General features: G+C 29.7%; 12 protein-coding genes. All 12 read right to left on the reverse strand.

Features of this window, described 5'->3' with window-relative positions; translation table 11 throughout:
• Nucleotides 1-29: 29 nt before the first annotated feature.
• Entirely contained in the window at nucleotides 30-314 is a 285-nt protein-coding gene (locus KTB61_RS04195; RefSeq protein ID WP_009245215.1) for a transposase, read from the reverse strand.
• Nucleotides 315-401: 87 nt separating this feature from the next.
• Nucleotides 402-857 (reverse strand): acyltransferase family protein, encoded by a 456-nt coding sequence (locus tag KTB61_RS04200; RefSeq protein ID WP_216696872.1) that lies wholly within the window; start codon nucleotides 855-857, stop codon nucleotides 402-404.
• 38 nt (nucleotides 858-895) lie between these two features.
• Nucleotides 896-2,935 carry a family 16 glycosylhydrolase gene (locus KTB61_RS04205; protein WP_216696873.1) on the reverse strand — a complete coding sequence of 680 codons (2,040 nt, stop codon included), beginning with the start codon at nucleotides 2,933-2,935 and terminating at the stop codon, nucleotides 896-898.
• Nucleotides 2,936-2,991: 56 nt separating this feature from the next.
• Nucleotides 2,992-4,170, reverse strand: coding sequence for a Coenzyme F420 hydrogenase/dehydrogenase, beta subunit C-terminal domain (locus KTB61_RS04210; protein WP_269145772.1), 1,179 nt, complete (start codon nucleotides 4,168-4,170; stop codon nucleotides 2,992-2,994).
• A 36-nt stretch (nucleotides 4,171-4,206) separates the two neighbouring features.
• Nucleotides 4,207-5,301: a non-hydrolyzing UDP-N-acetylglucosamine 2-epimerase gene (gene wecB / locus KTB61_RS04215; RefSeq protein WP_216696875.1), complete on the reverse strand. Its 1,095-nt coding sequence runs from the start codon at nucleotides 5,299-5,301 to the stop codon at nucleotides 4,207-4,209.
• 12 nt (nucleotides 5,302-5,313) lie between these two features.
• Nucleotides 5,314-6,858, reverse strand: coding sequence for an oligosaccharide flippase family protein (locus KTB61_RS04220; RefSeq protein ID WP_216696876.1), 1,545 nt, complete (start codon nucleotides 6,856-6,858; stop codon nucleotides 5,314-5,316).
• Between the two features lie 20 nt (nucleotides 6,859-6,878).
• Nucleotides 6,879-8,051: a polysaccharide pyruvyl transferase family protein gene (locus KTB61_RS04225; RefSeq protein ID WP_216696877.1), complete on the reverse strand. Its 1,173-nt coding sequence runs from the start codon at nucleotides 8,049-8,051 to the stop codon at nucleotides 6,879-6,881.
• A gap of 3 nt (nucleotides 8,052-8,054) precedes the next feature.
• Nucleotides 8,055-9,095 carry a glycosyltransferase family 2 protein gene (locus tag KTB61_RS04230; RefSeq protein WP_216696878.1) on the reverse strand — a complete coding sequence of 347 codons (1,041 nt, stop codon included), beginning with the start codon at nucleotides 9,093-9,095 and terminating at the stop codon, nucleotides 8,055-8,057.
• Between the two features lie 19 nt (nucleotides 9,096-9,114).
• Entirely contained in the window at nucleotides 9,115-9,681 is a 567-nt protein-coding gene (locus KTB61_RS04235; protein WP_216696879.1) for an acyltransferase, read from the reverse strand.
• A 23-nt stretch (nucleotides 9,682-9,704) separates the two neighbouring features.
• Nucleotides 9,705-10,682 (reverse strand): glycosyltransferase family 2 protein, encoded by a 978-nt coding sequence (locus tag KTB61_RS04240; protein WP_216696880.1) that lies wholly within the window; start codon nucleotides 10,680-10,682, stop codon nucleotides 9,705-9,707.
• Between the two features lie 2 nt (nucleotides 10,683-10,684).
• Entirely contained in the window at nucleotides 10,685-11,914 is a 1,230-nt protein-coding gene (locus KTB61_RS04245) for a glycosyltransferase family protein (protein WP_216696881.1), read from the reverse strand.
• Nucleotides 11,915-12,024: 110 nt separating this feature from the next.
• Nucleotides 12,025-13,098: a glycosyltransferase family 4 protein gene (locus tag KTB61_RS04250; protein ID WP_216696882.1), complete on the reverse strand. Its 1,074-nt coding sequence runs from the start codon at nucleotides 13,096-13,098 to the stop codon at nucleotides 12,025-12,027.
• Nucleotides 13,099-13,103: the final 5 nt, after the last annotated feature.

The following is a 13,103-nucleotide window of genomic DNA, read 5'->3' on the forward strand; positions in this document are numbered from 1 at the left end:
CTCAGCAACTTCGAGATAAATGGCTTCCGTCATTTTCCCAGAATGTTGATTGCTTTTTTTAGTACATCAAGAGCGTCCTGTGCATCACGAAGTTCACGTTTTAATCGTGCGATTTCTTTTGCTTCATCAGAAGCATAATTACCGGAACCACGGCATTCAATATCACCTGTCTCACGTAGCTCCTTTTGCCAACGTGATAATGTTTGTTGGCTGATTCCTAAATTTGATGCACAGCCCTGCAGTCCTAAGTCTCTGTGATCATGATAATACTGGACTGCATCCAGTTTAAATTGTTTGTCATAATGCTTTGCCATAATGAGATCCTCCTTCAGTGCGGTACCTACATTGTACCATGAAATAATAGATTGGGAATTCTCATTTTGACTTGTACTATTTATATTCTAGCACCAAAATCTTAAAATAATGATTGCATAAATAATGCACAATAAATACCACAAATGATAGTATGAACCATTTACAACCAGTGCTAATCCCCAATCAATAAATGCATGAATCGAAAACCACCCCGTCTCTAACCATGTAGGTATACTAAATAATAAATATATCAGAGACCACTCTATATACAAAACCATTATTTTTTTTTTATATTTTTTTATATAATTAGAATTTGAAGAATTATTCAAACATTTATTATCTTTAAATTCTAATTTTTGTGCTAAATAATATCCACTACATACAATAAAAAACGGCACTGCAACCCTAAATATAACATTTTCCAAATAGAAATTTCCAAAATCTGAAATATTCTTTAATGGTGCTACATGGATACCAATTACAAATAAAGATGCTATATATTTGGTTAAATCAATAGCAGGATTTCTATAACATCGTTTCATCATAACCACCTTAACATAATTTTTCTCACTCTGTTATATTATTTATACATTAAATCAAGAGAGTTCTCTAATGATAATACTTCTTCTTTTTCTAATGCTCTATCGTATGCAATAAAAGCTTGATAAACGGCATTTGAAATAGATTTATTACCAATCATTAAATTCATTCCAGATATATTCATTTTCTCTAAATTTTTAAAATCTTGCTCTTCTAAAATTAATTTTCCATTAATATAAAGTTTTATTATTTGATTAGTATCTTTTACTAGTATTGCATTTACAATTCTATCTCGCGAAAGATTAGAGTCAATTTCAAACTCTTTATTAATTATATTCATTCCGTTATTATCTTTAACATAAATATGCGTTGACTGAAGTTGAATATTTCCAGCTTCCGTTCCATTGGAATTTACAATTTCAAATGCATTACCACCACTATTCTCCACACCAGCAGGATAAAAATATCGTACAGCAACAGTAAATGGACCATTTATATCAAATAAACCCATTCCTGCAATATGTCTTCCATTTTCTACATATGCAGAATCATCTGAAATATATTTTTGTTGAAAACCCTTTCCACTTAGAAATTCTAATCCTGTTGATGAATCTCCTGTAACTTTAAAATCTTCCCCATTAGCAAGATCACTCTTCCAATTATCCTTTCTCCAACCCTTTTTGGTGTATTTTGCAACTAAACCTTTCGTATTAATTGTATCATCCACTTCCGGCTTACAATTTAACGACACAGACTTACTAACTTGACCATCTGCAGAAGAACATGTAATAATAACTTTGCCTCCTTTAGGATTAATTGCAGACACCACTCCATCTTTTACTGTCGCAATATTTTCATCACTACTATTCCATACTAATCTAGGATCTGTATTGTATTCAGGTTTTACAACTGTACGAATTACTGAGGTTGTATTATAATCTATGAATGGTGAATCAACATATAAATTTATATCTTTAATATTATTAGTTGCATCTTGTATGACCTTTAATATAGTACTTGCTTTTAATCCATCTGATGTAATCGCAGTAATTGTTGTCACACCATTGGAAATAGCTTTTACTGTTCCTGCTTTGCAAGTCGCAACACTTTCATCAGAACTACTCCAATTTATACAATAATTAGGGACATTTTTAATGTTAAATTGTGGATTCAAAACTCGACGCTGTCCAGCCTGCAATTCAAATTCCTTTCCACAATCTAGTTTTAATTTTGATGGCTTTTTTAATTTCTTTTCTGATTCTGGTAGATAATATCTAATCCAATCAACCTGAAATTCTGTTTCAGTAAGAGACTCTTCAGGATTCTCTTGAGAGCCACCTCCAATTGCAAGATCAAAAATAACGTTAAATGGTGAATATAATTCTTCTTGAAAATCTTTTTTTTCTAATTTTCCTATTAGATTTCTATCATAGTAAAATTTTATTGTATTTTCAGTTCGCTCCATTCCTACAATATGCCATTTATCATCATATTCAAAATCTGACAATTTTGTTTTCTCGAAGCACATTTTTCCCGTATCATCTTGCACCCAAATTGTACCACTTTGATGTTGTCTATTATGGGTAAACTCAACCATATCAATTTCCCCACATTCAGGCCAATTAATACCTTGGTTAACTGATAAATTAAAATCTCTCCAATAATTATACCCAGTCCCCCAAAAGGCAGGCCAACAACCTTTTTGAGAATCATACTTTACTTTTGCTTCAATTAATCCTGTACCAAATGCAAAACCTTTTCTAGAAATAATGGATCCTGAACTCCACGCATATCCCTTTTTCGGATTATCTTTTATTGCCTTTAAATGTAAAATTCCATTTTCACAAAATACATTTTTATTGTCTGAAGTATAAATTTGATGTTCTTTATTTCTAACTGCGCCTATTTCATAATCCCACACTTGTGTATTTAGTTTATCAAATTCATCATGCCACGCCAAAACTCTTCCTTTGGCTAAATCTTCTAAAAAAAAGGAAGTTCTATTTAAAAATATAATTATGAAAATTCCAACTATTATTAACAATATAAACAAAAATGTTAACCCTTTTTTCTTTGACATTTTTACAAATCTCCTTTTAAAAATTACATCAGTGTACAATGAAACATATACAAATTTTATCTATGGAAAATGTTTCTTGCTTTTATTTTAATTAAATTAATAAAGGATTTTTTTTCCGTGCTATTTGTATGTAATAAATCAACAATTTTCTCCATTTTATCTGCTCGAATATAGTCAAAAACTTCACTTCTATTATTATTCAAAATAGAAGAGTACAAAATAGAAGGATTTTTTTCACTAACCTGATCTAATTTTACCGGAAGAATTTTAATTTCTTTTAAAATTCTATTCATCAACTTTTTTCCTTTATCAGTATGGATAAGAACAGCCGATGTTCCTTTATTGTCATCCATTTCTGGTGCCACATCCCATATTCCCCAAAAATCACCTAAAGTAATATCGCTGACTCTATTATATCCTTTAAAATGACAATGTTCACAAGATAATCTAGATATAGAATTTGACACAAATAATTTCATAAATAAATCTTTTGAATTTATAGATACATATTTTTTGTCATCGCTATACTTATAAATATTCGAATACTGAAAACGGCTCCAACCCGTATGTTTTGATCTAAGATTTATCCAAATCGGATTTTTTCCATTATTGTCTATCTTAGCTCTGTATTTTACGTATTCCATCCAAGCCATTGGAGAGGGAACACTATGACAAATAAAATCTACACAAAACAATGATTCATAAGGCTTATTTAAAAATTGTTTTAATCCCGCAACCTGACAAGGAGTTCCTGAAAAAAGAACTATTTGTTTTTTCTGAAGCTTCTTTAGAATTTCAGAGAAACAATCTCCTAGTTCACTTTGTACATATTTTGCTCCTTGAAGTTTTGATATATGATTTTTGGAATCTATACAAATATGTTTTACCGAAAAATCTTCTGAATAAGCTGCTCCATACACTACTCCTCCCATATCCAAAATTGCATAAGCCAGTTCAGAAAAAATTCCACCAGAAGAACTGCATTCTCTAAGTTTTGTATTTAAAGAATACGCCGCATAGGCTTTTGTTTTATACTCATTTAAAGCCATAGAATGTATCACTGGGCAACTTTTCTCACATATTTTACAGTCAACACAGTATTGAGAATTTACAACGGGCTGGAGAAAACCTTCTTTATCCGTTTTCATAATAATACATTTTATTGGGCATGAAGAAACACACGCTGTACATCCGGTACAATCATTATGACTAGCTAAATGCGGCAATATTGACATCTCCTTTCAATTGTTGATATACAGATTTATTTTAATTTATTTATTTTCTAAAATATCAGCTATTCTTTTGCTTGCGAATCCATCTCCGTAAGGATTACTTGCATTACTCATTTTGGCATATTCTTGTTGATCTTCTAATAATTTTTTAAAATTCTGATAAATTGTCTCTTCCTCTGTTCCTACTAGTTTTAAGGTACCTGCGGCAATTCCTTCTGGTCTTTCAGTAGTATCTCTCATAACCAACACTGGCTTTCCAAGTGAAGGAGCTTCTTCTTGAATTCCTCCTGAATCAGTTAATATTAAATAACTTCTATTTAAAAAATTATGAAAGTCAAAAACTTCTAATGGTTCTATAATATGTATTCTATCATCTCCACCCAAAATATCATTTGCTACTTTTCTAACTTCCGGATTCATATGAATTGGATAAATAGCCTTCACATCAGAATGTTCATCCATAACTCGTTTGATAGCCTTAAACATATGAATCATAGGTTCTCCTAAGTTTTCTCGACGATGCGCTGTAATCATTATTAATCGACTATCTTCTGCCCATTCAAGTTCAGGATGTTTATAATCATCCTTAATTGTAGTTTTTAACGCATCTATTGCTGTATTTCCAGTAACATAAATTGTATTTTCTTTTTTTCCTTCTTTAATAAGATTATTTTTTGAAAGTTCCGTTGGAGCAAAATTATATTTACTTATAATACTCACTGCCTGACGATTAAACTCTTCAGGATATGGTGAATATATATTATAGGTACGCAAACCAGCTTCTACATGACCAACAGGAATCTGCATATAAAAACATGCTAAAGATGTAACAAAAGTTGTTGAAGTATCTCCATGGACTAAAACAACATCTGGTCTTACTTCTTCCAAAACTACCTTAACCTTATTTAATATGTTAGTTGTAATATCAAATAAAGTCTGATTTTGCTTCATAATAGACAAATCATAATCTGGAACGACTTTAAATGCTTCTAAAACCTGATTTAACATTTCTCTATGCTGTCCACTAACACAAACAATTGTCTTTATATTTTTTCTTGTTTTTAATTCATTCACCAAAGGACACATCTTAATTGCTTCAGGACGTGTTCCAAAAACTAACATTATTTTTTTCATTAAAATACCCTCTTAAATTTTTCTATTTTTCGCATGAATGTATTGCATCAATTTATTTATCGGTTGTCTCACAATATCTTTTTCATAATTATTTAAAATAAATCCGTACATTAGAATACAGTATATGACAGTATAAATGAATACGTTAACAAAAAAGAAAAACCAATTATTTAAAATAATAAATTTATTTAATAGTAATCCAATACTCATCATAACAGCAGGAATTATTGACATCTTAGCTATGTTTCGCCAAAACATAGGAATATCTATTCCTGTAATTTTATAATAATAAATATTCATAATTAATCCTTGTCCCAGTAAATATGAAATACATGAACATAATGCTGCTCCAATTCCACCTAAATATGGCACAACTATATAAGTGGAAATAACATTTGTAACAGCTATTATAAAATATACCTTAGCTCTAAATTGATGCTTATTCTGTGCAACAACAATGCTCATTCCCGTATTTTGGATCAACGGAATACACAATGGAAACAATGTTAAAATAGCAATCCAATAGGCATCTAAATAATTAGATCCCGCCCATAGTTTAATAAAAGTTTGTCCAAAAACTGTAAATCCTGAGATAATTAATGCAATAATAAAATATTGAATTCTTCCTACCCGAATAAATAACTCGGTAAGCTTCTCTTTTGTTGCTTTTTTAATAACCATTCCAGTTATTCTAGGTGTTAATACACCAGAAATTGATGTTGATAAATTCATAACAATATTATTAAATGTTCCACCAACATTATAAACTGCAACAACAACGCTACTGGTAAGCATCCCAAGAATCACTTTATCTGTTGACCAAAATAACATATCTACTAGTGTACCCAAAAAAATATATACAGAAAACCCCAACATTTCATGAATCAATTTGCTTGGCAATCGTGAAAATTTAGGTCTTATATGCAAACATTTAAAACTATATCCTATATTTAAAGGTAACATTATTAGCTGCAAAATAGTAGAAACCACTGCCATCCCTACTGACGCAAACCCTAAATAAAGAGCTATAAGATTTGCAATTGGGACAATTACAGTAGAAATCATATCCACCAATCGACGAAATATATACTTCTCATATGCCAATACAACAGAAGAAAATACACTAACTGGAAATGAAAGTGCTGTATTAAAAGTCATAATCAAAACTAATATATGAACTTTATCCAGTTCATACACAGTTAAACCTCGATGAAAAATAGGTTCAACATTATTAGCAATAGCAATTCCCACTAACATAACTAACACAGATAAAAAACTATATAATATTAAAAAGAATCCAAAGGTATTCTCAACTGCTTTTTTATTTCCTTCTGCCCTATATTTAGCAATATAACGGATAATAGTGCTTCCAAAACCAAAACTTAACAATGTGAGATAGCTAATCGCAGAACTTGATAACGAATAAAGTCCATACTCAGCTTGTCCTAATATCCGCAACATAACTGGTGTATAAAAAAAAGGTATCAAACTTCCTAAAACCAAGTTAAGATAAGATAAAACAACACCCATACGTAATTGATTAATTTGTTTTTTCATTTTTTCTTCCCATATGATAATTAATTATCTTTTGTTTTTAATTCATCTAAATAAACTTTTGCTCTCAACGCCTTTTCTTTATATTCCGGCATGATTTGATTAAGTTGATTCCTAATTTCATTTTCATGATACTCTATCCAATGATACACTTCTAATAAATCGTCAGCTTTCTGAATCATTTGAACTGGAATAACATAATTATCTTCTTTACCAAACAAATCAATGGCAATTCCTCTACTTTTTACAGAATACCCAATTACTAAAGTTGGTACACATGATGAATATGCGGCAATTGAAGCATGAGTTCTTGCTGCAATCATAATACGGCACTTTGAAATAATGTATTTTAACTTCATACAATTTTGATCAGAGATTAAAATTACACGATTTGAACTTTTAAAATGTTCATAAATAGGTTTTAAAATTTCTAAATCACTATTTCCCTTTTTTACAACATGAGGAATCAATGCAATCATATTATCTGTTGTATCTAAAATCTCTTGAATCAATCTATAAAAAGAATCTAATACTTGTGCTTTATATTCTGTATATTGTAAAATTAAAGGACTAAGATTAATTCCAACTGTTTTGCCTTCGAGAAAGCCCATAGGTAAATCAACTTTTTGATCAGGTAATACGAAAGCAGGATCAGAAACTGTACGCACATTTTTTACTACGCCTCTATACGCAAGTGCTTGCATTGTAATTGATTCCCTAACAGTAATCAAGTCATATCGTTTTAAATCTTCAATCACTGCAGAGGTTAAAACCTCTGGATCAATGGAACATCCCCATAAAACAGTTTTTATTCCTTTCCGTTTCATAATGTGATTAAGATCTGCCATTATTTCTCTTCCATTATAACAGTAATTATCCCCACCAATTGACAAACAAATGTCATCAGTTTTTATTCCATTCATTAAACTTTTTCGAGAAAAATATGTATATAATATTGTTGATTTCACTAATTTAATCAAAATTGCAGAAATTAAATATTTTAACGAATGACGCTCTAATTTTAAAATTTTATCATCGTGCACGTCAGCAATCTGATCTATTTCATATTTCAAATCTTCTTCATATCCCATTGAGTAAAGAATTGGTTTTTCTTGTATAATCTTGGACGTTGATCGTACCAATGCCTCACAGCCATGATTCTCACTCCCTGTATGATAATATAATACATATTTCATAAATTAAACTCCTAACATCTTCTTTTTTATCCTACTAATAAATTCAGAGAATTTAATACTTAAATAATATATAATATAAGAATTACTACATAAGCCCCAGTATTGAACTATATTAATATTAGATTTATTGATTGATTTACTACATTTTTTAAATTCTTTTGAATGAAAAACTTTAGAATTATATATTATTTTAGAAAAAATATCAGCTGTATTTTCTTTTGACCATGTATTTCTAAAAACTCGATCAAATGCATAAAAATATGATTGATAATATTCTTTTTTATAATTATTTTTATTACATTTAAGCACTTGAAAAGTCTCAAATAATTTTTTATATAAAATTTTATAAATGGCATTTAAATCTGAATAATATTTTTCACTTAATCCTTCATTATTTCCAACTGAATAATTATATAAAGGCACATTTATTATTTTAAAATCACAACGACTACACATAATATAATCCAATACAAAAATTAAATCCTCTCCCAATGAAAGACTTTCATTAAAGCGAATCTTATTATTCTCAATAATATTTCTTGAATATAATTTATTCCAGGGAATACCAAGTAATTCTCCTTTATTAAGAAGAAAAAAATCTTCATTTGTTATTATTTCATCATATGTATCACAAATATCTTTTTTATTTGCTTTTAATATATTGTCACATATTCTATAATAATTACAAACAGGTAAAACATTGGTCTTGCTTTTGAAACCTCTGTAAAGCTTATCGCACCAATCTGATTGAACAAAATCATCGGCATCACAAAAAAGAATGTAATCCCCCGTTGCACTATCTATCCCTATATTTCTTGCCAAGGAAACTCCTTTGTTTTCCGTATGTATTACTCGGATTCTAGAATCTATCTTAGAATATTCATCACAGATTTTTCCACTTTTATCTTTAGACCCATCATCTATCAAAATAATCTCTAAATTATCATATGTCTGATTTATAACACTCTTTATACAACGCTCCAAATACTTTTCAACTTGATAAACTGGAATAATAACGCTAATCAATTCATTCCCTTTCTTCATTTATAAAAATCCTTTTTCATCATTTAACATAACCATAGGTATTTTCTAATATACTACGCATTTCATTTTTCATGTCTTCACTTGCATCAGGCCACTCATACCATAGTGTTACGAAAATATTCTCCCCCCCTTTATGAACATTTTTAGTATGGCGTTTTGCATATTCATCATAAGAACAAATAAATTTGGCAGGATTCCCGACATATACACCATTACTCTCCAAATCATGTGTAACAACACTTCCTGCTCCGACAATAACATTATCACCTATTCTTACATTACATAATACAATAGAATTACAACCAATAAATACATTGTTACCTAATTTTACAATTCCTATTTTAGTATAACGACAACCAGGAGCTGTACTAGCATCATGTGCCAATAATTTGGCTCCAGTTGCCAAAGTAACATTATCTCCTACTGAGATCAACCACGGCCAATTTGAATCAATAGGATAACCAGAATTATAATGAAAATTTTTTCCTGATTTAAATCCATACTTATAACAATACTCCATTGCAGCTTTTTCCTCATTTACTATATGTAGAATACGTTTTATTTTATCCTTAAACTTAAATCCCATTACACATCAATCTCCTTTAAATTCTATAATCCTACTTTAAATAAATTACGAAGTATACAGGCAAACAAAAATTGATTCTTAGCCAAAAATAACCATATTTTGTGAGAAAATGATAAATCCTTAGTTTCCTTACCATTTACTCTAAATTGTTCTATAATACTTTTTAGATACTTCAACGCTTTTTTTTGTTCATTCTTTGGAAGGTAAGTAAGCGATAGCTGTCCGTGATACAAACATGTGAAAATTAAATTAATTTTTCCTTTTACTACCAATTCAGAAAAATGGGAATTCAAAAAATTCTGCCTCTCCACTTTTGCTTCTACAGCATCTAAGCGTTTAAGCGAATATTCTTCTCCCATAATACTATTTTCTCGTTGAAAATAATTGTATCCAATATAATCAATTGACACATACGTCTTAGCACGAGCAAAAACCTGATAACTCCAAAATTCATCTTCATGATATTTTCCTTTTTTAAAAAAAATATCTTCTATAATCTTTTGTTTATATAATTTATTCCAAACAACCTGTTGAATTCTATTATCAATTAATGCACTCATGGCACTAGTTCTATCAAAGACCTGTTCCGAAATATTACTTATATCTGTAGTTTCTAATATCTGTTCTTTCTTTTTTTGATATTCACAACCGACAATATCACAATCATACTTTTGAATTACGAAAAACAAATTTTCATAAAACAATGATTCAAGCCAATCATCACTATCGACAAAACTGATATATTCTCCTTTTGCTTGTAACATACCAGCATTTCTTGCATCAGATAATCCACCGTTTTTCTTATGAATAACTAAAACGCGCGAATCTGTTAACGCAAATCTGTCACAAATTTTCCCACTATTATCTGTTGATCCATCATCTACAAGTATAATTTGCAAATTATGATAAGATTGACGACAAATAGATTCAATGCAACGTTCTAACCATTGTTCAACGTTATAAACAGGTACAATCACACTAATTAATGACTTTTGTTCCATGACTACTCCTTAACACCCTCAAGTATTTTATGTATTGTTACTTTGGGATTAAAATCATCAACTGGTTTATTTTCTATATTTCCAAAATTTCCATCTTCAATCTGTTTAATTGCTCGAATAATATCTTCAACTGTATTTTCACAAAACATATATCGATTAAATTTCCCAAAATAATTTTTCAACACTTCTTGTTCCTCCGAAGTTCCGTCCATAATAAACAAGATTATTTTATTTGTCGCTGAATATTGATATATTTTTCCTGGAATTTGTCCACCTTTTCGATTACATAAAAAAATCAATACATTTGTACTATCTTCAATAGGTTTCAATTCATCTAAGGGTAATCTTGGATAAATATGCACATGCTCAGTAGGAACAAATAAATTACTGGGATCACCACAAATATTTACCCGAACACCAGTTCGAATAGCTGCTTGATAAAAAGGTTCTAAATTTCTAGCTGCTGGATAATATGCACCAAAATATCCATAACTATTCCTTTGTAAATTCTTTTGTGTCCGTTGTTCTTCTTTATAATAATAAGGAAGTGGTTGCCAATACATTTTATTTGCAAATTCAGGATATAATTTTTTTTGATTTTTTAATGTTAGTGGACTTACATAACAAACTTTTTCTGCAAAAGATATCAATCGTTTCTCTTCTCTATAAATACGTTTATCACTATTATAGCCATACGCATCACTATACCAAGGATCTTCCCAAATTTGAATCCAATGTTTGCCACTTATATGACCACTTTTTATTAAATTATGGGCTAATAAATGGCTCGTTGCTGGTGTTGAAATGGATAAAATATAATCAAACTCTTCATTGGATTGAAATGATTGAGCCTCTTTCATAAATTTTACATAAGTACCATGAACACCGTATAGAGACAAAACAAGCTTTTTTATAAATTTTATTGTTCTTCCTTTTAAACTTGGTTTGTCATCATCACTTATTATAACTGATTGCATACTTTCTTCTAATCGGTTATTTCTTTGTTTCTTCTTCAATGACATTTTTTCATAAAATGACACACCATAATATGTATACCTTTCCACTTCGTCAGGTATTATCATAGAGGTATCTGATACGTAATCTCGTCCATCAGCACTAAGTAATGTTACTTTATAACCTGAGTCAACTAACCCTTTAATATATGATAAATGACACAAATTTGCAGATGTATTTGTTTGAATATAGTCCCCATTAATTATTAAAATTTTCATCCCTTTTCTCCAACAATTTTTTAAGTTCAGTTTCCATAAATATATAACTATAGTATGTATATATAAAATATCAACAACATATAATTTTAACAAAAATAATACATATTCCTTTACTTTATATCATAATGGTATAATATTTTATTTACCCAAACATCTAACGAATATCTTTCTGACACTACTAGCTGTGTTTGTTTCATAGTTTTTGATTCAATTTTTTTCCCATCCAAATATTTTTTCATTTTATCAAACAAACTATCAACATTTTCTGTCTCAAAAAAATCTATTGACGGCAAATCATGTGCCCATTCTAATCCTGCAATATCGCTACTAATAATAGGCAAGCCAGCATAAGCCGCTTCACAAACTGCATAAGAAAATGTTTCCTTTCTGCTCGCCTGAATAAATACTTTTGAAATACAAAAAAGTTCATTTACATCCTCTACTGGATTTCCTTTTACAAGATAGGAAGGAGCAGATCCCTGTAAAAAATTATCTAACTCTAACCAAGTCTTGTCATTGCCATTAAGTAAAAGTTTAAAAATATATCCTTCTTTTGCAAGTCTCTCACATGCCTTAAGTATTAAATCGTCTCCTTTTCTATAAAAGTCCCATCCAAATGTCAAAAAATCATACTCCTTTTCTGACAATTGACTACAATCTTGTATCCTATCTAAATCGATACAATTAAGAACAATATTAGTTTGTCTTTTAGGAAAACCCATTTTAATGACACTCTCTCGGTAATAATCTGCCACAGACAAAAGTTCCGCTTTTTTTCCCACAGTTCCATATTGAAATTTCCAAAGATATTTTCTTAAACCTTTTTGTAAAGTAATTGGATCATGCAAATGCCAAAAGATTTTCACATCTTTTGGTGCTGTTACTGTAGCTGGAATATCATAAAGTTCAAAATGAGTATGTATAACTGATATATCATGTTCTTTATAAATTTTTTTAAATATTTTATATGTTTTTGGCAAAATACGAGCTTTGACCTCTGGTAAAAAATATACTTTGGCTCTTTTCTGAATAGATTTACACCAATTATATTTTGCTGCTTTTTCAACAAAAGCATAAATTGTTTCTATTCCCATGTCTTGAAGTCTTTCTTCCAATCTTTCAAGAGAAGCAATAAAATTACCTGGATACGTTGCCCCATATGCACATACTTGTAAAACTTTCATATTTT

This window comes from Anaerostipes faecalis, from assembly GCF_018982945.1.
GTDB classification, from domain to species: Bacteria; Bacillota; Clostridia; order Lachnospirales; family Lachnospiraceae; genus Anaerostipes; species Anaerostipes faecalis.